This is a genomic window from Zhongshania borealis (assembly GCF_039539625.1).
Classification (GTDB): domain Bacteria; phylum Pseudomonadota; class Gammaproteobacteria; order Pseudomonadales; family Spongiibacteraceae; genus Spongiibacter; species Spongiibacter borealis.
Genome location: NZ_BAABDM010000007.1, coordinates 142289 through 164599, shown reverse-complemented (window position 1 = coordinate 164599; position 22311 = coordinate 142289). Strand labels below are relative to the sequence as shown.

The 22311-nt window shown below is 50.6% G+C and carries 27 protein-coding genes; 11 read left to right on the top strand and 16 right to left on the bottom strand.

Features of this window, described 5'->3' with window-relative positions:
* Positions 1-238, bottom strand: a 238-nt coding sequence (locus ABD836_RS15865) for a helix-turn-helix domain-containing protein (RefSeq protein WP_344935909.1), incomplete at its 3' end; no start/stop codon positions are given.
* A 57-nt stretch (positions 239-295) separates the two neighbouring features.
* On the opposite strand from ABD836_RS15865, the gene tnpA reads away from it, so the two are divergent.
* The 5 genes from tnpA (at position 296) to ABD836_RS15840 (ending at position 2456) form a co-directional block, all read left to right on the top strand.
* Positions 296-703 carry an IS200/IS605 family transposase gene (tnpA, locus tag ABD836_RS15860; RefSeq protein ID WP_344937846.1) on the top strand — a complete coding sequence of 136 codons (408 nt, stop codon included), beginning with the start codon at positions 296-298 and terminating at the stop codon, positions 701-703.
* Between the two features lie 358 nt (positions 704-1061).
* A complete protein-coding gene (locus ABD836_RS15855) occupies positions 1062-1187 on the top strand; it encodes a hypothetical protein (protein ID WP_344937844.1) in 126 nt (41 codons plus the stop codon).
* Between the two features lie 26 nt (positions 1188-1213).
* Positions 1214-1336, top strand: a complete 123-nt coding sequence (locus ABD836_RS15850; protein WP_344937842.1) for a hypothetical protein — start codon at positions 1214-1216, stop codon at positions 1334-1336.
* Positions 1337-1524: 188 nt separating this feature from the next.
* Positions 1525-1893: a PPOX class F420-dependent oxidoreductase gene (locus ABD836_RS15845; protein WP_344937840.1), complete on the top strand. Its 369-nt coding sequence runs from the start codon at positions 1525-1527 to the stop codon at positions 1891-1893.
* Positions 1894-1994: 101 nt separating this feature from the next.
* Positions 1995-2456 (top strand): Mpo1 family 2-hydroxy fatty acid dioxygenase, encoded by a 462-nt coding sequence (locus ABD836_RS15840; RefSeq protein WP_344937838.1) that lies wholly within the window; start codon positions 1995-1997, stop codon positions 2454-2456.
* A 13-nt stretch (positions 2457-2469) separates the two neighbouring features.
* Here the strand turns inward: ABD836_RS15840 and ABD836_RS15835 are convergent, their stop codons facing one another.
* Together ABD836_RS15835 and ABD836_RS15830 are read right to left on the bottom strand one after the other, a co-directional pair.
* Positions 2470-3252: a methyltransferase gene (locus ABD836_RS15835; protein ID WP_344937836.1), complete on the bottom strand. Its 783-nt coding sequence runs from the start codon at positions 3250-3252 to the stop codon at positions 2470-2472.
* 267 nt (positions 3253-3519) lie between these two features.
* Positions 3520-3720 (bottom strand): YdcH family protein, encoded by a 201-nt coding sequence (locus ABD836_RS15830; protein ID WP_344937834.1) that lies wholly within the window; start codon positions 3718-3720, stop codon positions 3520-3522.
* 228 nt (positions 3721-3948) lie between these two features.
* On the opposite strand from ABD836_RS15830, the gene ABD836_RS15825 reads away from it, so the two are divergent.
* On the top strand, positions 3949-5076 hold the full coding sequence (locus ABD836_RS15825) for a nitronate monooxygenase (RefSeq protein WP_344937832.1): 1128 nt from the start codon (positions 3949-3951) through the stop codon (positions 5074-5076).
* Positions 5077-5111: 35 nt separating this feature from the next.
* On the opposite strand, the gene ABD836_RS15820 is transcribed toward ABD836_RS15825, so the two are convergent.
* Positions 5112-5732, bottom strand: a complete 621-nt coding sequence (locus ABD836_RS15820) for a riboflavin synthase subunit alpha (protein ID WP_344937830.1) — start codon at positions 5730-5732, stop codon at positions 5112-5114.
* Positions 5733-5839: 107 nt separating this feature from the next.
* On the opposite strand from ABD836_RS15820, the gene ABD836_RS15815 reads away from it, so the two are divergent.
* Positions 5840-6094 carry a DUF1145 domain-containing protein gene (locus ABD836_RS15815; RefSeq protein WP_344937828.1) on the top strand — a complete coding sequence of 85 codons (255 nt, stop codon included), beginning with the start codon at positions 5840-5842 and terminating at the stop codon, positions 6092-6094.
* Positions 6095-6233: 139 nt separating this feature from the next.
* Complete coding sequence (locus ABD836_RS15810) at positions 6234-7031, top strand: ParA family protein (protein ID WP_344937826.1); 798 nt, start codon at positions 6234-6236, stop codon at positions 7029-7031.
* 15 nt (positions 7032-7046) lie between these two features.
* Here ABD836_RS15810 and ABD836_RS15805 read toward each other — a convergent pair whose 3' ends face one another.
* The 6 genes from ABD836_RS15805 to ABD836_RS15780 form a co-directional block, all read right to left on the bottom strand.
* Positions 7047-7514 (bottom strand): LEA/WHy family protein, encoded by a 468-nt coding sequence (locus ABD836_RS15805; protein ID WP_344937824.1) that lies wholly within the window; start codon positions 7512-7514, stop codon positions 7047-7049.
* Positions 7515-7594: 80 nt separating this feature from the next.
* On the bottom strand, positions 7595-8263 hold the full coding sequence (locus ABD836_RS15800; protein ID WP_344937822.1) for a YiaD family glycine zipper/OmpA-like lipoprotein: 669 nt from the start codon (positions 8261-8263) through the stop codon (positions 7595-7597).
* A 155-nt stretch (positions 8264-8418) separates the two neighbouring features.
* Complete coding sequence (locus ABD836_RS15795) at positions 8419-11163, bottom strand: CehA/McbA family metallohydrolase (RefSeq protein WP_344937820.1); 2745 nt, start codon at positions 11161-11163, stop codon at positions 8419-8421.
* A gap of 7 nt (positions 11164-11170) precedes the next feature.
* Entirely contained in the window at positions 11171-11557 is a 387-nt protein-coding gene (locus ABD836_RS15790) for an MAPEG family protein (protein ID WP_344937818.1), read from the bottom strand.
* A gap of 93 nt (positions 11558-11650) precedes the next feature.
* Entirely contained in the window at positions 11651-12790 is a 1140-nt protein-coding gene (locus ABD836_RS15785; protein WP_344937816.1) for an alpha/beta hydrolase family protein, read from the bottom strand.
* A gap of 186 nt (positions 12791-12976) precedes the next feature.
* Positions 12977-13750, bottom strand: a complete 774-nt coding sequence (locus tag ABD836_RS15780; RefSeq protein ID WP_344937814.1) for a ferredoxin--NADP reductase — start codon at positions 13748-13750, stop codon at positions 12977-12979.
* A 121-nt stretch (positions 13751-13871) separates the two neighbouring features.
* Between ABD836_RS15780 and ABD836_RS15775 the strand changes: the two genes are divergently transcribed.
* A complete protein-coding gene (locus tag ABD836_RS15775; RefSeq protein ID WP_344937850.1) occupies positions 13872-14750 on the top strand; it encodes a LysR family transcriptional regulator in 879 nt (292 codons plus the stop codon).
* On the opposite strand, the gene ABD836_RS15770 is transcribed toward ABD836_RS15775, so the two are convergent.
* Positions 14747-15934, bottom strand: a complete 1188-nt coding sequence (locus ABD836_RS15770) for a multidrug effflux MFS transporter (protein ID WP_344937812.1) — start codon at positions 15932-15934, stop codon at positions 14747-14749. The genes ABD836_RS15775 and ABD836_RS15770 overlap by 4 nt on opposite strands.
* A gap of 99 nt (positions 15935-16033) precedes the next feature.
* Between ABD836_RS15770 and ABD836_RS15765 the strand changes: the two genes are divergently transcribed.
* Complete coding sequence (locus tag ABD836_RS15765) at positions 16034-16528, top strand: MarR family winged helix-turn-helix transcriptional regulator (RefSeq protein ID WP_344937810.1); 495 nt, start codon at positions 16034-16036, stop codon at positions 16526-16528.
* 7 nt (positions 16529-16535) lie between these two features.
* On the opposite strand, the gene ABD836_RS15760 is transcribed toward ABD836_RS15765, so the two are convergent.
* From ABD836_RS15760 to ABD836_RS15745, 4 genes are all read right to left on the bottom strand, one after another.
* Positions 16536-18170: a ShlB/FhaC/HecB family protein gene (locus tag ABD836_RS15760; RefSeq protein WP_344937808.1), complete on the bottom strand. Its 1635-nt coding sequence runs from the start codon at positions 18168-18170 to the stop codon at positions 16536-16538.
* An 84-nt stretch (positions 18171-18254) separates the two neighbouring features.
* Positions 18255-19100, bottom strand: coding sequence for an OmpA family protein (locus ABD836_RS15755; RefSeq protein WP_344937806.1), 846 nt, complete (start codon positions 19098-19100; stop codon positions 18255-18257).
* Positions 19101-19290: 190 nt separating this feature from the next.
* On the bottom strand, positions 19291-20076 hold the full coding sequence (locus tag ABD836_RS15750) for a DUF4126 family protein (protein WP_344937804.1): 786 nt from the start codon (positions 20074-20076) through the stop codon (positions 19291-19293).
* Positions 20069-20455 carry a DUF4345 family protein gene (locus ABD836_RS15745; RefSeq protein WP_344937802.1) on the bottom strand — a complete coding sequence of 129 codons (387 nt, stop codon included), beginning with the start codon at positions 20453-20455 and terminating at the stop codon, positions 20069-20071. The genes ABD836_RS15750 and ABD836_RS15745 overlap by 8 nt, the downstream gene beginning before the upstream one ends.
* A gap of 121 nt (positions 20456-20576) precedes the next feature.
* Between ABD836_RS15745 and ABD836_RS15740 the strand changes: the two genes are divergently transcribed.
* Positions 20577-21359 carry a DUF2889 domain-containing protein gene (locus ABD836_RS15740; RefSeq protein WP_344937800.1) on the top strand — a complete coding sequence of 261 codons (783 nt, stop codon included), beginning with the start codon at positions 20577-20579 and terminating at the stop codon, positions 21357-21359.
* A gap of 191 nt (positions 21360-21550) precedes the next feature.
* Here ABD836_RS15740 and ABD836_RS15735 read toward each other — a convergent pair whose 3' ends face one another.
* Positions 21551-22261, bottom strand: a complete 711-nt coding sequence (locus ABD836_RS15735) for an SIMPL domain-containing protein (RefSeq protein ID WP_344937798.1) — start codon at positions 22259-22261, stop codon at positions 21551-21553.
* Between the last annotated feature and the right edge of the window lie 50 nt (positions 22262-22311).

Sequence of the window (22311 nt, the reverse complement as noted above, 5' to 3'; positions counted from 1 at the left end):
TACGACAGGCTTCTTGCAAGGCTATTGCATCAAAGTCCTTAAGCCAGCTGTATTTTCGGCTTCGCTTTGCAATAGCCAATAGTGGCTTAATGTCCTTTGATGCGCGTAAAGAATCACCGTGAACTTTATATCGGTGGCTGATTATGGCGAGCGCCTTGTTATAAACAAAACGCACAGCGCCAAACTGCCGATCCAATTCGGCTTTTGCCTGATCGTTCGGATACAGCCTGACTTTCATTGCGCGTAACATGAAGATGAATATACTGTATGTATACCCAGCTATCAAGGTTGTCGTATGCATAAAGATGCGATCCGAAAGCGGCATAGCGTAACGCTACTTTATGTCCATTTGGTGTTCACAACCAAGTATCGTCGGAAGGTATTAACCGGGCAACACATAGAGGATCTGTCTTGGGCATTTAAGCATGTATGCGCCAAGCATGGCTGTGAACTTGAGCAATTCGATGGTGAGCGCGATCATGTTCATCTACTTGTGAAATATCCGCCGCGCATTTCGGTGTCTTGGCTCGCGAATCAACTTAAAGCTACCGGATCACGACGGCTGAGGGGCCTGCATCCTGACTTGCGGAGGTTATCGAAAAGTTCTGCTCTTTGGAGTCGATCCTATTTTGCCTGCTCTGCCGGTGTACCGGCTATAGACATTCGGCAGTACATCGAGCAACAAGAAACCCCACCAGGCTAGCGCCTGGACGCCTTATATCCCCGCCCTAATAGGGGCGAGGGTTTACGCGCAACTGCTAAGGCAAGCACGAAATAAACCAGGCATTCGCATTAAAAAATCCGTCAAACATTCTGTATTACAAGGATTTAACCCCTGCGCCATGATTACCGGGCCTTAACCGCCAGCTAAACTATAGGTAATACACGGGCTAAGTCATTGTATTTACACGCCTAGACACATGACCAGAGAATTAAAAAACGCTGTGAAACGCCTCATCTGGGCCAAACACGCCCAGCGATCAGTAACCCAATAAAATATGGATTCTTCGTATACTGGCTACGTCATCAAGACACACACAAACAGTTAACGGAGAAACACCATGAACCATTTACAAACAGCTACCGAAACTCACAGCCTCGATGCCTTTGCTGAACTCGCAGCCAAATACAGTTTACTGACCATTGTAGCCATTGGCGTTATTGCGAGCTTTGCCGGTCTAGGTTGAGCCATCGACTCCCACAGGAGAAAACTATGAACAGCACGAACTGCACTACCCGCGACACCTTAAACGAACTTGCGCAACAAGGCGCAAAATTCAGCCTGATCTCCATCGTAATTACCGGGCTATTTTATTGCGTTGCCGCACTCTATTAAGTTAAGCGAATACATCACCATCACCGCTTACTTAAATTAGATGCGAAATTTGCCGCCGCCACTGGCGGCAAATTATTTCCCTTTAAAGAAACAATCCTTTTTTTACCACTCTTGCCAGCATCAGCCATCCACGCCACACTAGTGCAAGCTTGTTATGTAAACGAGCCCAAACCCTAAAAGCGGCAAACATGAAACCGATATTCCAATCTAATTACATCTTACTCAGCACCAAAAAGCGCGATGGCAGCTTTGTCGCCACCCCGGTGTGGTGCGCTGGTGACGAAAAATCACTGTACGCGTATTCTGCCGGCGACGCTGGAAAAGTGAAGCGCCTGCGCAATTTTAGCGAATGCAAAATTGCGGCCTGCACAGTGTTAGGGAAACGACTTAGCGAAGATCAATCCGCCACGGGTTATTTATTAAATGCGGAAGAAAGCACAAATGCCTACCGGACATTGGTGAAAAAGTACGGCTTACAAATGCGCCTTCTCGACTTAGGAGCCAGCATCACTGGCCGCAAAAAGAGCCGAGCATTTATCCGCATTGCGCTAAGCTAAATCACCTGTCGAATTGCCAATATTACTTGTCAGTTCGGCCATTGACGCTATGCGGGGCTTAGCCTAGTTTACTGCTTTTAAACTCTGTTGGAGAAACCGCTGTGCGTACCCTAAATCAGTGGCTTGATGAATACGACGCCTCACACCAAAACCCGCGGAACAAAACCATTCACATCTGGTGTGTTCCCGCGATCGCCGTATGCACCGTTGCCCTGCTGTGGCTAGTGAGCATCCCCTACACCGACGCTAATCTCGGCCAAATACTGTTAATTGGGGCGATGTTTTTTTACGGCTATTTATCCATCCGCTTAGCCTTAGGCATGCTGCCATTTGTGCTCATTCTCGCTGCGGGCATCATGCTCTACCAAGCCTATGTCCCTCTCGCACTGTGGATTCCAGCCGGCGCAATATGGATTATCGCTTGGATAATGCAGTTTATTGGCCATAAAGCCGAGTCTCAACAACCGTCATTCTTCACCAATATTTTATTTTTACTCATCGGCCCGCTGTGGATTCTTGGCTCTGTTTACCAAAAGCTCGGCATCCAGTTCCGCGAGACTTAGTCTCAGCCTCAATTTACTCGGGCAAGCGGCACAGCAAATGTACGTAGCGGCCCAGCGCCCAGAACGGCTCCTGGTCGCCGTATTGCCACTCCAACGCAAGCACGTCGTCTACGCTGCGCTCGGCTCGCACGGCGCGGGGCATTAAATCATAAACCAAGCGAATTCCCCGTTTGGCGACAATTTCCAAGCCCGCCGCTTCAAGGGCGGCTATCATTTCTTGCGGCTGACGCGGCGCTGGTGGCGTAAGCCCGCCGGGGTGACCAGCAAAATCCCGGTCACGCAGCTTATACAAATTACCCTTGGCCATATTGCTAAGAATCAAGGCATTGAGATTATAAAACATCAATGACAAATGGGCACCGGGACGCATCCCTGCGACCAAAGCCGCGATCACATCTTGCGGGTCAGCCACCCATTCAAGCACGGCATGGCAAAGCACTAAGTCAAAAGTCGAATGCGTGGTTATGAAGGAATCCGCCATTGCCTGAATTGAGCCGTGGCTCAGCGACACCCGCTCGTCAAACCCCGCCGCCGCAACATCCTGCGCGGCAATCGCCAGCATATCGGCCGATATATCGTTTAGCGTCACCTTATGACCGAGCTCAGCCAAGCGAATACTCATCTGACCCAAGCCGCCACCCGCATCCCAAACCTGCAGATTGGACGATTGATTCAGCACCGGCAGCTGCGTCATTAATTCGCGCCAGCACAGCGCTAACCGCAACTCGCCCTTGGGGTTGCCATAGATGTTTTTGCGGAAACGATCTGCAATACCGTCAAAATTCCGATCGTTCATACTGTCCCATGCTTTATGGAAAAGTGCGGAGCTTAAGCAAGGCAGGGCAAAAGCTCAACGCATAAAAAAACCGGAGCAATTACTTGCTCCGGTTTTTGGAATTTCGACATCCGATGTCGCACCCAATCCGTTGAATGCCTTGGCCTTCCAGACAATTGCTATTATCCTCTTTTTTTACAGATTCAATAGTGGAAAACACCTGCAGCTAACGTGGGATATCTCCTACAGCTATGTCTCTTTTCTCCCTGCGTGCGTATTAATATGGCGCTAAGCATCTAAATCGGGAATCAAATCGTCCTTAAGCCGCACAATATCGTCCTTAATACGCAATTTTTCCTTCTTAAGTCGCTGAAGCAATAACTGATTCTGATAAGGGTTGGCGGCCAACTGCGTTATTTCTTCGTCTAATGCTCGGTGGCGGACTTGTAACAGTAAAATACGCGCACTGATAGATTGAATATGATCCATATTAAGCAGTATTCCAATAAGAACAACAGGAGCGGAACATTCACTTTTTACGCTGAGCACGCCATATAAACAAGCCCCTCACCTCCATCCTGAGAATTTATACTGATCATTTTCGTCATTAGCAATTGATTGCATCCGCCATTGTTCACAACCAAGGGCTCCGCAATACTCATGTCATCAATTTATGGCGCACCCCATTTACGTGCCACCCGCAGGTAGAGGCTAATAATGTATACAGATATATGCAAAAAACTTGGCATTGAGTACCCCATTTTCGCGTTCACACATTGCCGTGACGTCGTTGTAGCGGTAAGTAAGGCCGGCGGTATTGGTGTACTGGGCGCCGTGGGCTTTTCACCCGAGGAACTCAAGGCAGAATTGGACTGGATCGATGAACATATCGGCGATCTGCCCTACGGTGTGGACATTGTTATTCCGCAAAAGTACGAAGGCATGGGCGACATGAGCCCCGAAGACCTGGAAAAAGAGCTTTGGAAAATGGTGCCTCAAGGCCACATCGATTTCGCCCAAAAATTACTCGCCGACGCAGGGGTACCGGAATGGCCTGACGGCAGTCATAGCATGGGACTACTGGGCTGGACCGAAGCAACTGCTACCCCACTGCTAATGGAAGCCCTTACCCGGCCAAAATGTAAACTGATCGCCAACGCGCTAGGCACACCACCTGCAGACAAGGTGAAAATGATACAAGACAGCGGTCGCTTAGTCGGCGCTCTTTGTGGTCGTGTAAAACAAGCAAAAGCCCACAAGGACGCCGGTCTGGACTTTATCGTAGCGCAAGGTGGTGAAGGCGGCGGCCACGCAGGCGATGTCGGTTCAGTAGTACTCTGGCCGCAATGTGTTGAAGCAGCCGCGCCCGTTCCGGTACTCGCCGCTGGCGGTATCGGTACAGGTCAACAAATGCTCGCTGCAATGAGCATGGGTTGCGCTGGCGTGTGGACCGGTTCACTGTGGCTCACCGTTGAAGAAGCACACGCCGAACCAGCACAAAAAGAATCGCTACTTAAAGCCAGCAGTGAGGACACCGTTCGCTCCCGCTCGTGGACAGGCAAGACCTGCCGGATGTTGAAAAATGAATGGACGGAAGCCTGGGATCGCGCTGATACCCCAGACCCACTCGGTATGCCACTGCAGGGCTTAGTCAGCGGCGACGGTATTCGCCGTACCGCCCGCTATGCATCTTCTGGTGACTGCCAAAAAGTTGCTTTCAACCCTGTTGGTCAGGTTGTTGGGCAAATAAATCACGTTGAATCCACGCGCACAGTGATTTTCAGGCTCATTAATGAGTATGTAGACGCCCTAGAGCGGATAAACAACTTGATGCCTGAGAACTAAAACGCCAATGCAGATCGCTGGTCGCTATAACTACCTTATGTGTCAGCACGCTCAGCTAAAACCCGCTCCACAGTATCAACAATAACCTGCGTTTGCCGATCCACCTCAATGTTGACCCAGTCGCCAAGGCTTTTTTGGCCTAAATTCGTCACCCGCAGCGTTTCCGGAATTAAACACACGCTAAACGTAGCCTCGTCACGCTTAAAATCCGCTACCGTCAAGCTACAGCCGTTAACGCCAACAAAACCTTTTTTAAACACATACTTAGTCAACTGCGGTGGTAAGCGAAAATGCAGGGTACAGTTGTTCTCTGTTTGTTCAATGGCAATAATTTCTGCGCAGCCATCCACGTGACCAGATATATTATGTCCGCCAATCTCTGCGCCTTGCTTGGCTGAACGTTCAACGTTTACCAAGTCGCCTACGTCTACGCCCCCCAGGGTGGTCGTTTTGAGGGTTTCCTGCATGGCATCAAAACTGAGCTGATTGCCATTAATTTCGGTGACGGTCATGCACACACCGTCTAAGCCGACACTCGCGCCAATATTCAATTCTTCTAGTAATTCTGGCGGTAGTTCGATTAAAAATTGGTGTAAGCCTGGCTTACGTACCACCGACGTCAGCGGGTAAGCCCCGTGAACAATTCCCGTATACATGATTTTCACGCCTATTTTGCGTTACAAGACATTAACTTATATTGAAGCTATGCTGCGAATGCAGCATTATGCCCTCTCCAATAATAAGGGCAAAGGCTTCACTTACTATGAACAATTTTGGCAAAGTATTTATGCTGGTGTTTTGGCTGTGTTTTACAGTGAACTTCTTCGTTCCACTGCTTGGCGAATACAGCATGTGGTTGCAATGGGGTGGCATTCTCATCGCAGCTGCCCACTTCGTTGAATGCATTGTCTTCCGTAAACAGGTCAACGCGAACTACACCAACCCTGCAGAAGGCTATTTAGTGGTTATGTTGTTTGGCGCCTTGCGCACCGGCGAATGGATGCGTAAAGCTCGCTAGCACTCCACAGATACCTCAAAATACTACTCTCTACGGTGCTATGACCGGACTGCGAGCTATTCGCGGCAGACCGGTCATAGCACCGCGACTCGAGAACTGCTAGGATTAATTTTTCAGCTTTGCGCGTCAGGACAAATTCATGAAACGGGTAATTTTTAATCAGAAAGGCGGTGTCGGCAAAACCAGCATTACCTGTAATTTAGCCGCTATTAGCGCATGGAAAGGTTTTAAAACCTTGGTAATCGACCTCGATATCCAAGGCAATAGTAGCGAATACCTGATTGGTACCCAATTCCGTGATTTAGAAGACAATGCCGCCGACTTTTTTAAGCAGAAATTATCCCTGTTTGGCAAAAGCAAAGAAGCTGCTGACTGCATTTACGAGACAGAATTTGAAAATCTCTACCTTATGCCGTCCCACCCCGAGCTCGCGGTAATCGAGCGGGAACTAGAAACCCGCCACAAAATTTACAAACTGCGTGACGCCTTGAACAAGTTGCAGGCAGAGTACGAACACATTTATATCGATACCCCGCCAGCACTAAATTTCTACAGTCGCTCAGCACTCATTGCAGCGGACAGTCTGCTAATTCCCTTTGACTGCGACAGCTTCTCGCAAGGCGCACTTATGGGCCTAATGGATACAGTGGAAGAAATCCGCGAAGACCACAACGAGGCGCTCAAGCTCGAAGGGATTGTCGTTAATCAATTTCAATCCCAAGCCAGCCTGCCAACACAGTTAATAGAAAGCATGAAGCAAAACGGCCTCCCTATTTTTGAGCAGTACTTGAGCAGCTCAGTGAAAATGAAGGAATCACGTAGCCGACAAAGCCCGATGATTCATTTTGCGCCGTCCCACAAGCTCACCCAACAATTACTTAGCCTGCACGACAGCCTAGGCGGCAGTAATACCGCCAGCGCTGCGCGTATAGCCTGAGACTATACGGTAAATTTAGGGCGCTGCGGCGCCCAAGCCCACCTTGCCATTTTTATTGATCGTTATATCCCCCAAGCCAAAATTCTCGACCGCTGCGGTCAAGCTCAATTGATAATCTAAATCTGGCTGCACACTCGCCATAATCGCCCGCAACACGCCCAGACCACTAAGTAAGTTAACCTCAACGGGCACCACGATCTGCGTACGGCCATTCGCCGGCAGACTAAAAGACTCATTTAAGCTTCCCCCAGCTAAGGCCTGACCCTGTAAGCTCAGCTGGTAGCGCAAGCGACCTAAGTTCACTGCAAAGCTATTAGGGTTATCTAGCTGTAGTCCCACTAACAACGTCTGCTGAAAGCCATTGGCTGGCGCCATTTTAATGTGGGTAATAGCAACTTGGGGTTCGGCTATAGGATTAAACGCCGCACACGCCGAGAGTAGCAGACCGACAGTTATCGCAATGACCGCTTTAAATTTCATCATATCGCTACCTGAACTAATTCATATTTTTGGCATAAAAAAGGGGCACCAACTTTGGCGCCCCTACTTTGGTCGAAACCAGATTACTGCGTAGGCAGCATTTCAATTTCAACGCGACGATTTTGCTCACGACCGGAGGCCGTGCTGTTGTCCGCAATAGGATCACGTGGGCCGAGGCCAGTGGTACGGATACGGCTTGCCGCAACACCTTGATTCATAAAGTAGCGACCAACGCTGCTGGCACGCTGCTCAGACAGACTTTGGTTGGTCTGAAATGAACCGGTAGAATCGGTGAAACCATTGATTTGCATCAGCGTTTTATCAAACTCTTTGGCAACCAAAACCACACTATCTAAGACATTATTAAAGCCACCTTTGATTGCAGAGCTGCCAGTGTCAAACGTGATATTACCAGGCATGATCAGCTTAATGCTGTCACCAACGCGCTCAACACGAACACCGGTACCTTCCAAGCGTGCACGCAATTTCGCTTCTTGGCGATCCATATAATAACCGTAACCGCCACCTGCTGCTGCGCCAACAACTGCACCCTGTAAAGCGCCTTTCTTACGATCATCTTTACTCGCAACTGCCGCACCCAATACAGCGCCACCTAAGGCACCCCAGCCCGCGCCTTTAGCGGTATTGCTGGTCTTTTCTTCGCCGGTATACGGATCAATACTACAGGCAGTAGCAAAGACAGCCGCGACCATTAAAGCGCTCCAACGGCCTGCCTTTATAGAAATATTCATCAGTGAACCCCTTTTGTTTTTGATCAAATCTTTATTGCCTAATGATGACACAGGCATTAGCCAAAAAAACATGCCACTATTCACAGCAATAAACCACAAATACTATGAACTTAGCTTATATTCAACACGTCGACTATGACGGTTGTAAGCATAGACTAGTTCATTGGTGTCGGCGCGCGCCACTGACCATCACCATCTGCATCAATGTAAATAGGATTCGTCAGCGCTAATGGCGCCAAATCAGGCATTAGCGCCCTATAGACAGGCCCGGGCTCTCCTTCGACCTCGACTACTACATAGGCATCACCATCGGCAATAAGGTCAACCACCTTGTGGTCCCCCGCCGAGGCTTTTAACTGCCGATATATCTTACCGTTAACCCAGACCGTCAATTTACTTACTGGCACCCATGGTGCGGCATCTATTTGCACATGCAACTCGCCACGCCCACCACGAAACTGCCCGCCCAAACCAACATCTTCACGATCACTGCGCAGAGTCACCGCCAATAATGGCCCGGTAGTCATAAAACTGCGGCCGCTACGAACTGCATCAGTCAACAAGTGCTCGTCGAGGGGCAGCTTGCCCGCCTCGGGCAAATAGACATAATTCCGTGGCGCAGCAACCACGCTGCGCAGACCGTGAGAATCACTATTGCCGGTTGCGGCACGGCGCGCGCCCTGATTCAGCAAAGAAAACCAGTCGTCGCGTATCTGGTGGTACACAGCGAACTCCGCGCCGTTTAGCACTTCGATCACATCAAAATCAATATCACGAAAGCCAGAAACCGGGTCGGTACTCAGCAAACTTTCATTGTTTACACTGCTTAGCGATTGCAATGGGTCATAGGGATGGCCGACAGATAGATGGTCGAAAAACGCGAGATCAACATCCAATGGGTCAGCCGCACGTGGGTGATTTAGCTGGAATAGCGCCTTGGGTGCCGTTTTTTTAACGCCGGCAATCACCTCACGGAGGCTGCTATTCTCTACCTTGGGAGCCCCGCCGGAAAAGGCATCGGGATTAGCCCGCAGCGGGAAAGCATTACTATGCCCGACTGTGTACGGCGCTTTTGCCGTCCTTGCCATACCGGTTAGCTCGGCACCTACGATGACTTGAACTTGCTCAGTCAAATCCATCGCGGCCACGCGGTCACGATGATCGACCAAACGGTTATGCTCACTCGCCACGAGAATCTCTGCGCCCTGTGCCACAAAGCTGCGCAAGCGCTCATCGAAGGGTAAAATTGAATCGAAGCTGGCGCCGCTGTGCACATGGAGATCCGCTGAACGCCAATCTTCACTCTCCCAAATACGGCGAGGCGGAATAATTGGCAGCTGACTAGTTTTACCGGCAACAATGGTGAGCAAGTACTCCCGAACATCATATTCCAAACCACGACTACTCAGAACACGATACTGGCCCGGCGGTAAATCTATTTGATCGAGGTCTGAATCCACCCCTGCCAAATCAATCCTATTACGCCGCATTGTTCCCGGCAGGGAGACACCCGCTTTAGTGAAGCCCAACAAATCATTGCCAAACTCAGGGTTCGCTGTGTCACCAATACCAAAAAATGACAAACTCATTGCACTGCCGCTAGGCAAGCTCAATAAGCCCTTTTTTTTAAAAACCCAGCGACCGCTGTCATTTCGCGCATCAATAAGCGAAAGCTCCCGGGTCATTTTTTGTCCCCAAGGCGAGCTCGCCTGCACTTTTACCCACTGCGAGTGTTTAGGCAAACGAATATTAAAACTACCATCAGCCGCAACGCGGCCCTGGCTAACTGGACGATCATCTTGGTCCCATATGGCCACCGACACCGCATTGTCATTGACATAGCCGCGCAGCATGGGGCCCTGATAAATCTGATCAGTGACGGCTGCCACGTCGCTCCGCGCACCAACTACCAATTTAAATTTAGACAGTAGTTTTTCGCCGACATGAATATCCATAAATTGGTTTTGCAGCATCGACAACCAATTTAACCGTTCGCTCTGCAGCCACAGCGGTCGACTCATCCACCCATGCAAACTGTAGTGGGGGAATACGGCCAAGAAGCGAGGTAGTGGCTGACGGCTGCCGTTTTTGGTAATGAGTTCCGCGGACTGCAATTGCACGCCATAACTCACCTGGCTGTCATACGTGTTGGCGCCAACCAGAATATTCCAATCGCTGGGCAGCATTCCAGCAAGCAAGGACGACACTTTATTGCGATCAATTGCCGGGTGTGCAAAGCCCAAGCTGGCATCGGGAACATAACTCGACAAACTAAATGGGGTTAACGAACGCTGGGAGTAAAGGGTAAACAAGCCGCTCATGTGCACCGCTTTACCCTTGCCAATACGCTCAATACCCACTTCAATAATTAAACTATCCGCGCCTTCAGCCAAGCGGTAAATGATGGTTTGTCGTATACCGTCAGCTTCACCAACCGTGGTGATTTCAGCATTGCCATCACGCAGTGCCGCGCTTACCTTAGCCACTGGAATCGCCGTCTCTTTGGCAAGCCCGGTCAGAATATTCGCGTAGGTCCACTGGTCATTCGCCAAGTCACAATGACCGACGTCGATCAAGGTACCGCCACCGGCCACGATCCCAGCATCATGGCCAACATCACTAACAGCGATACACAATTTACCGTTCGACAACCACCAATCGCCTAAACCGGCAATACTGTCTGGGCCGCCGCGAGGAAAACTGTCCAAGGTTTCAAGTTTAATTTGTTCCGCGCGCAGCAACGATGGCGGCGGCGGCGCTTCTTCAACCGGTAAAAACTCTTCAAGCTGGGCGGTGTAGCCCTCGTCACTCTCAGCTGGTTCCGATTTCGGCGCGGCAATCGCTGCCGCGACCAATAGCGGAACCAAGGACAAACCCCCAAGCCATTTTGCTAACACCATAGAAAATTCACGCCGCCATAATAAAGAGCGAGATACAGGCGCCAATACCAACCATGAAGCTTAAGGAGCGCAGAATATCCTTATTCGCAATATAAAAAATGGGGTAGAGAACTCGTGCAACAATAAAGACTTCGGCGGCAATCGCGGCGCGCTCGGGGGCAACGCCAGCCAAGTGCGCAATCACTACCGCAGCAACGAATATCGGCAAAGCTTCCCACGCATTTTGCTGGGCCGCAACCGCTCTTGCCCCGGCACCTTCAAGCTGCGCGTATTGCGCCCGTGGATGCTTATTGTCAACACTACCCAATTGTTTAAACCGGAAATAGCCGCAAGTCCACGCACTGATTATCGGCAGTACACAAGCAATAAATACGCACCAAAACGCTACCGTCATTCCCCTCTCCCCTCTATTGTTTTTTTAGTTAGGCTAATATAACCGGCCACCCGGAATGCGGGTAGTTTATCGTGCAATTAATCGCTAGTTAGGTTATTTCACCGCGCGCTGCACGCTGAGCTCTGGAATTTCGCTCGCCATGGTTTTCATTAAGTAGTCCCGAGCATCTTGGCGGCGCAGCTCACTCAGGGCGAATTGCGCCTCAAAAAACGGAAATACCGCGAGGGTTGTTAGCCACTGCTGCCGGATCGGATTCATTGCCTTAGGCAAGGGGTCCATCGTGCAGAGGTCTGTTTGCGGTACATTCAAAATGCCCTGCTCAGCGGTTCCCAATTCGTCAGTCCAGTCCTCGTCTTGGCTTTTAGCAAGGCCACGGGTCACCATGCTACAACCGACCATGTCGGCGTTATCCAGCCAGCGAAAGTAGCTCCCTGGGGTAGCGAACGCGGTATGAGAGGCATCTTGCATTGTCACCAAAAGCGATCTTTTGACGTATTTTGGAACAGTCGCGGCATTGGTGTCGTAGTCGATCATCGCGTCAATCGGCGAAGCGACCATCATAAAGGGGATATCCCGCGACTCGTAAAAGCCCGGACCAAAGACAAACACTGGCCCCGCAATGGAGACCGCTGCGGCAATCCTTAAGTCTGCATTTTCCGGGTGAAATGCGGCCAATGTCGAGGTCATGCCGCCCAAGGACAAGCCCATAACGCCAATGTGTTTTTCATCAATTTTTTCAAAAAACTGACTACTACTATCGTTGTCCCAGGTCAAAAACTGGTCGATTAGAAAGCTGATGTCGCCGGGTTGATTCACAACATCTTTCACTAAGGGGCCGCCGGGTGCGCGCATATGGGTCAACGGATAATCCATCGCCGCAACAATATAGCCGTGACTGGCAAAATGTTCAGCGAGGTAGCTTCCGCCAGTGCGCATCGACATAAACCCGTGACTGTAGATCAATAACGGTGCAGGCCCGGCCAAGTCTTCCGGATACCAAATGCGGGTTTTTAAGCGACGTTCGTCACTGCCTTTAAAATCACCATTCGCCTGGCTTGGTCGCGTTGTATCGACCAATTCCACATCAAAATAGCCTACGCCATAGGCGCCTTTCTCCAACCACGCGCTACTCTGGGAGTCTGCTGGCAGCGGCGTCGGCAAATTGCCAAATCGCAAATACAATGCAGCGGCCACAATTAACACGACGATTAGCAATAATATCTTTTTAATCATGATCGACACTCAGTCACAAATAGAACTTCAAGGACACTAACTTAGCAAGGCGGCCCTCAGGACTCCACCTTTAGCATGCCCACCGCGCAAAAATACATTAATTCGACAGTGTAAAACCCAAAAAAGCCCCTAATAAGGGACTTTTTGATTTTCTAGCCGTGCAATGTACGCTAATTAAGTGGAACTTCAGTGCTCAACAAATGCGCGTTCGATCACATAATGACCGTGAATTCCCGCGCGCGTTTCTTGGAATCCCGCCGCATTCAATAAAGCGCAACTGTCTTTGAGCATGCTAGGACTGCCGCAAATCATAAAGCGGTCGTCGCTGGCATTAAGTGCCGGCAGACCAATGTCTTTCATCAATTTTCCGCTGCGAATTAAATCGGTCAAACGCCCCTGATTGGTGTACTTCTCACGCGTCACCGTTGGGTAGTAAATTAATTTCTCCCGCACCACATCGCCAAAATATTCATGACTGGGTAAGTGCTCACGAATAAAGTCTTGGTAGGCCAGCTCGCTCTCGTAACGCACGCCATGCACCAATACGACCTTGTCGAAATTCCCGTAGACTTCAGGATCTTTGATAATACTCATAAACGGTGCCAAGCCGGTACCCGTGCTCAGTAAATACAGATTCTTACCCGGCAATAAATTGTCTGCGACCAGCGTGCCAGTCGGCTTACGGCTGATTAATACTTCGTCGCCAATCTGAATCTGCTGCAATTTTGAGGTGAGTGGGCCGTCCGCAACTTTGATGCTAAAGAATTCCAGCTCGTCCTCGTAGTTGGCACTCACAATACTATAGGCGCGCATCAGTGGGCGGTCACCCTGCTGCAAACCGATCATGGTGAAATGGCCATTTTCAAAACGGAAAGATGGGTCCCGGCTGGTTTTAAAGCTAAACAAGGTGTCATTCCAGTGATGTACGCTGGTCACACGTTCTCGAATAATATTACTCACTAGCTACCTCTCTTGCGGCGCGGAGCGCCGTCCCTGTACTCCTGATTTGCCAACAGTCTACGGGAGCGCTATGCTATCGGCAAAACGACTTATAATGATTTTTCATATCGGTTTTATTAATATGCACTACACCCTACGTCAGCTTGAAGTTTTCCTGGCCGCAGCCCACACCGAAAACATCACCCGCGCCGCGCAGCAACTCTCGATGTCGCAGTCAGCTGCATCGAGCGCGCTTAAAGACCTGGAGCAGCAATTTAACATCCAGCTTTTTGACCGCATCGGTAAACGCTTACAAATCAATGAATTGGGTCGCGCCCTGCGCCCACAAGCCGAAGCACTCCTTGATCAAGCTCAAGCCTTAGAGCAAGGCTTTCGGCGCCACGATCAAGTCGGTGAATTGAAGGTGGGGGCCACACTCACCATTGGCAACTACCTGGCAGTCGACATCATGGCGGAATTCATTAACCGCCACCCTGCAGCCAAAGTCGCGCTCAATGTCGCCAACACCGCCGCCATCAGTCAGCAAGTACTCAATTTCGATTTAGACGTAGGATTGATCGAGGGAGAATTACATCACCCAGATCTAGAAGTCACCAAATGGCGCGAAGACGAGTTACAGATTTTTTGCAGCCCAAATCACCCCTTGGCCAAAAAGAAAAATCTGAGCAATGCGGATTTACTCGCAGCACAGTGGATCTTACGCGAGCCAGGCTCAGGAACACGGCAAGCCTTTGACCGCGCTTTGCATGACCTTTTACCCGATCTCAATATCCGCCTGGAACTACAACACACCGAGGCCATTAAGCGTGCAGTGGAAACAGGCCTAGGCATTGGCTGCTTGTCTAAAGTATCTCTGCAAGGCTCACTAGAAACGAAACGTTTAGTCGCATTAGAAGCAAAATCTCGCGACTTTAAACGCTATTTTTACTTTATATTGCACCGTCAAAAATACCGCAGTGAGGGAATTCTGCGCTGGCTAGAGCTATGCCAAAACAGCTAGACAACAGCGGCCGGCTGTTTGCTTACCTTAGGTGCAACCCACAAGCCAATCGCCGCAGCAATGAACATTGTCACGGTCATCGGCCACATTTGCTCACTGTGAAATTGAGTTGATATTGCGCTGATAACACCGCCAATAAGATACTGCGCGCTCCCCATTAAGGCCGACGCAATGCCGCTATGCTGGGGGAAAAACTGCAGCGCGCAAGCCTGAGAATTCCCCATTACACCACCTAATGAGCCAACAGCCATCATCACCAAGGGCACAACGACCCATAACGGCGGCGAAAATGCTGTCACTAACAACAGTGCACTACAGAATATGAAGAGCAACACCATCGCCTTGGGCAATATTTGCGCGGCGGGAATCGTATTCAATAGTCGATTATTAACGCGATTAGCGACCGCTAGCGTGATGATATTGCCGGCAAAGAGCATCGAAAATACGGCTTCACTCTGGCCGTATAAATTGAGGTACACCAGCGACGCATTTGCCACAAAGGTGATCAACACACTAAAACCTAAGCTTTGCGCTAGCAAATACCCCATCGCAGTTCGATTTTGTAGCACAAATTTATAGCGGGTAAGCAAACTGTCGGTCAGTTTAGGACGGGATTCAGACGCCACGTTTTTAATAATCAAACTCGACAAAATACACACCGTAAGCGCGTATCCGGCCAATACTAAAAAAACCAATCGCCAACCACTCAAACTATAAATTAAAGTACCAATACTCGGCGCGATCGCGGGTGCAATAATTGTGATAAGCATAATTTGCGAGAACAGTTTCGCGGTGGCCTGCCCCTCAGTGTGGTCGCGAATCATTGCCGGCACCACCACCGAGGCAAAACCGCCGCCGGCGGCCTGAAAAAACCGCGCAGTCCAAAACACCGCAAGTGAATCGGTTGCCGCTAGGGTTAAGCTCGCTACCGCAAATACCGCTAAACCAAAGAATAAGGTCGGACGACGACCGGCATAGTCGCTAATCGGGCCACCAAAAAACTGGCCAAAACCCAGCCCCAACATATACAGACTCACCGTAACGGCAATATCCTGAACGGGCACCGCTAGCTCCGCCGCTATCGCCGGAATCGTTGGTAAATACATATCGATTGCTAACGGCGATAAAGCAAAAATAGAAGCCAATAACAGAATTAAACGCAGGGGTAGAACCGTGGAGGACATAAAGCACCTTTTATCTTTCCGGCGAGATAATAGCTGGAATTTATCTTTCCAGCAAGATAATATTCGACAACACCAGCCAACAACACCCCAAATAAACTTATGGACGATAAACGCATCAGCATTAAAGAATTACGCCAGCAGCAGGCGCGTCACTGGCCGGAGATGCACCGCGCCTCCAATCCCGCAATATTAAATATTGTTCGGGCCGGCGATCGATTTATAAAAGAAACGAATGCCGCCTTACAGATATATCAACTAACTGGTGCAGAGTTTGATGTACTGGCGACGCTACGGCGCCAAGAGCAACCCTACCAGCTCAGTCCCACCGAGCTATGCAAAGCCATGCTATTCAGCTCAGGTGGCTTAACCAAGGTGCTCTATCGACTACAGAATGCCAGATTAATTTTGCGCCCAGAAAACCCCAACGACGGCCGCAGCCTCTTGGTTCAACTCAGCCCCGAGGGAATTACACTAACAGGGAAATTGTGTGCGACGATTGCCGCATTACACGAAAAGCGTATCGCCAAACTCAGTTCGGCGGAGCAAGCGACCTTAAGCCAACTACTGGAAAAGGCCTTTGCTGACGAAAATTAAACCGCGCTTAAAACACCCAACGCAAACGCCAAAAGAAATCAGCCTCAAGTTCATTCAGGCGATCACCATCAACCACATCATCCATGAGCGGCAGCGCCGCTGATAGTTCAGTCTCAAAACCATAACCCGGCTTTAGCGAGAAACGAAAACCAGCATCAGCTAAACTCTGCGTCGCGGCTAATTCGCCACTGGCATTATTGAAACGCGTCGCGGCATATTCCGCAAATAGCGAAGTCTCCCACGCCAAGCCCCACCATTCATGTTTACCATTCGCCGCGAGGTGAAAGTAATAACCGTCGTCACCAATCAAAACCCCGGGCAAATAAGCGCTCATACTATTCATGCCGCCAAGCACAAATTGTTGTTGCTGCGGGAGCTGGGTATTGTCGGCAAATTGGCCATTAAAATTTAACGCCAGTTCATAGCCCGGCGCCACCGCAAACTTATAACCTAGCTTAGGCTGAAACAGGATAAATTCAGCTTCACGCATACCTATAGCAACGTCACTACTTGTATCACTCGCAAAACTACCACCATCGCCAAAACCCGTTTTAATCGACAACTGCGTTTTCAAATACGAAGGGGCGTCAGCCAAGCTACCGCGCAGTGAATACTTACCGCCGACTTCCAGCGTTTGGTAGCGCTCTTCTAGGAGTGGCGCGCTTTGCCCAACGGCATGAATCTCTGAGCTGACGTGTTCAATTCGCTCAAATACCGTCCAACGTCGCACCGGATTGCTGTAAAGCACTTGCTCACCAGAAAGCGCAATACTGTCTATTTCCGCGTCCAAATTCACTGTTTCACTGCTGCTTACCACAGCGCAGTTCAGTAGCGGCGGCAAGCACAAACCGCCGCCACTGGTCGTTGTGGTCACGCTCGGATGGCGCTGATATTCAATGTGGCTTGCTTCGATGCCATATAGGCCAAACCGAAAAGGGTGTTCAACGCCGATATCAAACTGCTGATAATCATCGCCATCGCCCGCCTCTCCGAGTTCTTCAAAAATAGTACGGTAGGCGACATTCAGTTCGGTGCCAGTGGCGAATTGATGCTTAACACCCGCCAGCCCAGCATAGCGGCCCAAGAAACGACTGCCCTTATTATTCGCTTCCACAATAAAATCAGTCGCGTCGTGATCGGCAAGGACCTGCTCACGAAAATCGAGGATCACCTGATTATCGTAGTGCTGCTCATAGGCAATGCTATAAGCCAGGCCCGCGCGTTCAGCCTGCAAATCGGCCAATACGCGGGCACGATCAAACTCCGCCAAGCTTAAATCACTGTCGCCCACTAAACTCGCAAAATGGGTAGTCACTTGCGGATTGCCTCGCACCCCTTTCACTGTCGCCTGACTCACCAAGACCGTGACGGTATCGTTCACGCGATAATAACTTACGCTAACTAATAGATGTCCCGCATTGTAGTAACGACGTGTCAACGTCGTTATGGCCTCAGAGGGCGATATCGCCTCCGCCAATATGGCCTCAATCTGCGCGCTAGATAACTGAGTATTACCAATGACGCGAATATTAATACCCCCGATCGATGCAGTGATCGCCGCGGCATCACTATTCGCAGCGGCCTCAATTTGGATATGACTTGCAAGCTGGGGGGGCATTACCGGTGGCAGATCAATTGCCATTCAAATTCTCCTCAATGGCCTGCAGGGACTCAAGCCCCTGCAATGCGGCAAACAATAGTGTGGGGGTTAATCAGCATGGAATTCTTAGAGCCGCTTTAACTCAACACGGCGGTTTTTCTCTCGGCCCGCCTCAGTATCATTATCAGCTCGAGGCGTAGTTTCACCATAACCTTTTGCTACCAGACGATCAGCACTCACGCCTTGGCCCAGCAGGTATTTACGCACTGCACTGGCTCTGGCCTCAGACAAACGTAAATTATAATGTGCCGCGCCCAGGGAATCAGTATGGCCACCAATCTCAATACGCTGCGCATCGGACTGCTGAACAACTTGCACTACAGCATCCAAAATGACTTTGGCAGTCGAGCTCAACTGCGAACTATTGAGGGCAAAGAACACACCATCAAGTGGCAATGCGCGGGGACCATCTATATAACAACCGTTCGCAAGGGTTTTTATACCCCGCGGCGTTTTTAAACATTGATCGTCTTGATCACAGACTCCATCACCATCGCTGTCTGAACATTGATAATCATCGGCCTGAATGCGCCCAACCGTAAATACCGGGTCGATATTCGTTACCGGGACCAGTGCAGGCTGATCTTTTGCAGAACTTAGCGCGTCGATGCCGCTTACCGCGCCGCCCTCATCGGCAGACACTAAGCCGACATCCATTGCCAGCAAATCATCCGTCGCCGCCAAACTGCTTATCTCACTAAGCGGCCCAAGGGTATTTTCCAAACCCGTATCGAGCGTAGCCAAGGTGTCGTCGAGTTCAATACCTACCGCACTGGTTACTGGACTAACAATCGCTAATATACCAGTCTGATTTAATAGGTTTTCTAGCAGGCCGGCCTGCGCACCGACGGGTAAGCAGAGACACAATAAGCAGAGGCGTAGGCGCCGAGGAAAGATCATAGAAATAAGCACGTGTAAAAATCCGTTTTGGTCTATCAGCAATATATTATGCTGCCGTAAAATGACAATTAACTCCCTTGGCCGCCCTCGGAGATACCAAGAAACTGCAGATTAACACGCATTGCCCCTGCCAGCGCAGGGGGTTTACGTGGATAACCTTGGTCAGCGCACAGTTTTTTAACAAATTGCGGACTCAGCCCAGTCAAACTGCCGGTGCATTAGTATGCTCGGCAATCACCGACGCCTTCGCCGTGGCGTACTCCGCGTCGCTCAATGCCCCTGACTGATGAAGTGAATCCAAGCCTTGCAGAGCATCGACCAGCGATGTTGGCTTAGCGGGTTCAACAGCCGGCTCACCCATCATGGCGTCATTGGTTTCTGATGTTAAACCCAGCCACTGGCCAATTTTACGGAAGATCCGCGCAATACCCCGCCATAATTTAGGTAGCAGCCAAATTAACAACAGCAAGAAAGCGACAAAGCCAATCAAAAACAATACCGGGTGATTGAGCGCCATCCACAAGCCGCCAAACACCGCGACATCTTCGCTAATAGACGCCAACCAATTGCTGACCGGTTCAGGCGAGGTATTAATTAACATTCGGGTACTCGATTTAGCGGCATGGGTCACCGAGGTCACCGATCCGCCAACAATACCTGCCGCCAACTGCAGGGCGGGGCTGACATCCCCCACCGTATTGGCCGCCAGCAAGGCCCCGGCAGGAATGCGGATAAAAGTGTGCAAGGCATCCCAGCCAGTATCCACCCCCGGAATCTTGTCCGCGAAAAATTCCACCGCGTACATTAAACCCGCGGCCAAAATAACGGCTGGGTCCTGCACCACAGCCAAATTGTCCGGCAAATCGATGCCGCCAACCGATCCACCCAAGCCAAGTACCAAAATGGCCGCGTACAAATTCAGCCCGCTGGCCCAGGCAACCCCCATCGTTAGTGAAATAACGCTAATTAACTGCTGATACTCATCCACGGTGTTGCTCTCCGCTCAGACGTTTGGCAAATACCCAGCACAGGGCCGCCGCACTCAATTCAAATGACAAAGCCGACATGGTGTAAACCGACGCGCTACCGGCCGCCAGCACACCAAACAAGCGGCCAAAGGCAATACCACCGGTGATAACACCGTTCATGAAAAGTACATGGCAGGCCCAGCGCGGCCGCCACAGCGCCCACAACGCGCTTAAACCTATCGCTAACTCCATACCGCCGTACATCGCCCGCAGCTCAATAGTGCCGTTAACCGAGAGAGCAGCCACACCGGCGTAATTTGCCAAGGCACCGGGGTCGACCAGTAACCACCCACCGATACCCAGCCACGCTAACGCTAAATACCCTAAAAACAGTCGCATGGCGTCCTCGCATGGCGTGTTAACAAGTTGAACTGACCGAAACCGTCATTCATTTAGACCGCTAAGGTCATACTCTTTCAATTCGAAATCGCTACTATTCTAGTTCATTGTGGAGTGCGATATGTCGACTGTAGAAGACTACCCTAAAAACCCCAATTATGGCCAAGGCTGTTATCGGCGCCGTATTCGGCTATTTTCTGAGCCGGGGCGGGTTTATGCAGAGCTGGAAGACACCAATCACGGTTTTCGCTGCACTATTTCCCACGATGGCGAAAAAGTCACCGATATACACAGTGAAACCCTGCGAATCCCCTTTGATACCTGCCCTGGTGCCGTCACACCGCTGCGCAAATTAATTGGCCTGCCCCTCTGTGACGACGTCCAAGCCTTAATTCCACTCGCCGATGCACCGTCGAACTGCACGCATTTGCTCGATCTTGCGCTACTCGCCATTCGCCACAGTAAACGCACCCAACAAGAACTGATTTATGACATTTGCGTTGCTGATCAGCTCGACGACAGCAGCCCCGCAGCGGCAGAGGTCTATGCCAACGGGGTATTAATCCACCGCTGGCAGACGCTCCACTGGGAGATAACTGGCCCGGAGGCGTTGCAAGGCAAGGTTTTGTACAAGGGTTTTAGCAAGTGGGCATCTGAGCAATTCAATGGCGACCAACGCGAAGCGGCGTTTGTGCTGCAAAAAGGTTATTTTGTCGCCAGCGCGCGTCGCTACAATATTGACGCCCAAGCGGGTCAGCCCGCCAATGATCACCGCGATGTCATGCTCGGCGTGTGTTTTAGCTACAGCGCACCACAAATTGATGTCGCAAGGCGCACGGCTAACAGTACTCGGGATTTCAGCAATGCCCCTGAGCGCCTGCTAAAATTCCAAGATGCCCGCTAGCAATGACGCATTGCGATTTGCAGTACAAAGATACGCATAATTACGAATATGTGCCAAAGCGAGTCACCGCTACTATTACTACAGATTTTTTGACCCTTGCTCCTAACAACGGTCTCTCTAGTAGCACCCCCGCTTGGCACCCATATTTTGGGTGCTTTTTTTATGCCGCTAATAACAGCACCTGCACATCATCACTTCAACAGAAATACCACGGTCAAACTGGCGCTCACCGTCTCTTTGCCAATCAGCATCGGCGCCTGCGCACCCACTTTGGCGTCCATCATCATGGCCCGTTCATAAACAACCGGCGCATTCCCACCCTCGTCGATGTGATAAACCCCGGCAAGCTTGCTGCCAAAGCCAGCTGCAAGGACCGCCGCCTTCGCTTTTGCATCAGCAATCGCGGCCTGCACAGCCTCAGCCTGCAAGGCCTCGCGGCGCGACAAGTCAAAATTAACGCTGCCCAATTCGCTGATACCCGCTTTGACCAAGGCATCCAACACCGCACCGTAACGCGACAAATCGCTCAAGGTAATATCCACGCTGCGCTCAACCCGCTGACCTCGCAACAGACGCTTGCCGTCTTGCCACTCATAGTCCGGGTAAATGCGAATCTGCGAGGCGCGAATATCAGCTTCGGCCACGCCTTGCTCCGCGACCGCATTCAAAACTTGGGCCGTACGCTGGTCCACCGAGCTTTTAGCATCTACTGCGCTATCTCGGGTTTCCGAGATTTGCAGCTGCAAACGGGCGATATCCGGCATTGCCTCAACCTCACCACGGGCCGCAACAACCACATGCGGAGAATCAGGCAGGGTGGCGGCAAGGGCCACAATTGGCAGCGAAGCGCACAATACAAAGGCGACTGCACTATTCAAAATAAGGCTTTTGGCGTTTTTCATCAGTTGCTTCCTTATAGTTCGATTTTCAATTGGCCCACTGCCACCAAGCC

Excerpts from the sequence above, each read along its gene's own strand:
- tnpA (WP_344937846.1), top strand. The coding sequence starts at position 296 with ATGCATAAAGATGCGATCCGAAAGCGGCATAGCGTAACGCTACTTTAT.
- ABD836_RS15855 (WP_344937844.1), top strand. The coding sequence starts at position 1,062 with ATGAACCATTTACAAACAGCTACCGAAACTCACAGCCTCGATGCCTTT.
- ABD836_RS15850 (WP_344937842.1), top strand. The coding sequence starts at position 1,214 with ATGAACAGCACGAACTGCACTACCCGCGACACCTTAAACGAACTTGCG.
- ABD836_RS15845 (WP_344937840.1), top strand. The coding sequence starts at position 1,525 with ATGAAACCGATATTCCAATCTAATTACATCTTACTCAGCACCAAAAAG.
- ABD836_RS15835 (WP_344937836.1), bottom strand. The coding sequence starts at position 3,252 with ATGAACGATCGGAATTTTGACGGTATTGCAGATCGTTTCCGCAAAAAC.
- ABD836_RS15830 (WP_344937834.1), bottom strand. The coding sequence starts at position 3,720 with ATGGATCATATTCAATCTATCAGTGCGCGTATTTTACTGTTACAAGTC.
- ABD836_RS15825 (WP_344937832.1), top strand. The coding sequence starts at position 3,949 with ATGTATACAGATATATGCAAAAAACTTGGCATTGAGTACCCCATTTTC.
- ABD836_RS15820 (WP_344937830.1), bottom strand. The coding sequence starts at position 5,732 with ATGTATACGGGAATTGTTCACGGGGCTTACCCGCTGACGTCGGTGGTA.
- ABD836_RS15815 (WP_344937828.1), top strand. The coding sequence starts at position 5,840 with ATGAACAATTTTGGCAAAGTATTTATGCTGGTGTTTTGGCTGTGTTTT.
- ABD836_RS15810 (WP_344937826.1), top strand. The coding sequence starts at position 6,234 with ATGAAACGGGTAATTTTTAATCAGAAAGGCGGTGTCGGCAAAACCAGC.
- ABD836_RS15805 (WP_344937824.1), bottom strand. The coding sequence starts at position 7,514 with ATGATGAAATTTAAAGCGGTCATTGCGATAACTGTCGGTCTGCTACTC.
- ABD836_RS15800 (WP_344937822.1), bottom strand. The coding sequence starts at position 8,263 with ATGAATATTTCTATAAAGGCAGGCCGTTGGAGCGCTTTAATGGTCGCG.
- ABD836_RS15795 (WP_344937820.1), bottom strand. The coding sequence starts at position 11,163 with ATGGTGTTAGCAAAATGGCTTGGGGGTTTGTCCTTGGTTCCGCTATTG.
- ABD836_RS15790 (WP_344937818.1), bottom strand. The coding sequence starts at position 11,557 with ATGACGGTAGCGTTTTGGTGCGTATTTATTGCTTGTGTACTGCCGATA.
- ABD836_RS15785 (WP_344937816.1), bottom strand. The coding sequence starts at position 12,790 with ATGATTAAAAAGATATTATTGCTAATCGTCGTGTTAATTGTGGCCGCT.
- ABD836_RS15775 (WP_344937850.1), top strand. The coding sequence starts at position 13,872 with ATGCACTACACCCTACGTCAGCTTGAAGTTTTCCTGGCCGCAGCCCAC.
- ABD836_RS15770 (WP_344937812.1), bottom strand. The coding sequence starts at position 15,934 with ATGTCCTCCACGGTTCTACCCCTGCGTTTAATTCTGTTATTGGCTTCT.
- ABD836_RS15765 (WP_344937810.1), top strand. The coding sequence starts at position 16,034 with ATGGACGATAAACGCATCAGCATTAAAGAATTACGCCAGCAGCAGGCG.
- ABD836_RS15760 (WP_344937808.1), bottom strand. The coding sequence starts at position 18,170 with ATGGCAATTGATCTGCCACCGGTAATGCCCCCCCAGCTTGCAAGTCAT.
- ABD836_RS15745 (WP_344937802.1), bottom strand. The coding sequence starts at position 20,455 with ATGCGACTGTTTTTAGGGTATTTAGCGTTAGCGTGGCTGGGTATCGGT.
- ABD836_RS15740 (WP_344937800.1), top strand. The coding sequence starts at position 20,577 with ATGTCGACTGTAGAAGACTACCCTAAAAACCCCAATTATGGCCAAGGC.
- ABD836_RS15735 (WP_344937798.1), bottom strand. The coding sequence starts at position 22,261 with ATGAAAAACGCCAAAAGCCTTATTTTGAATAGTGCAGTCGCCTTTGTA.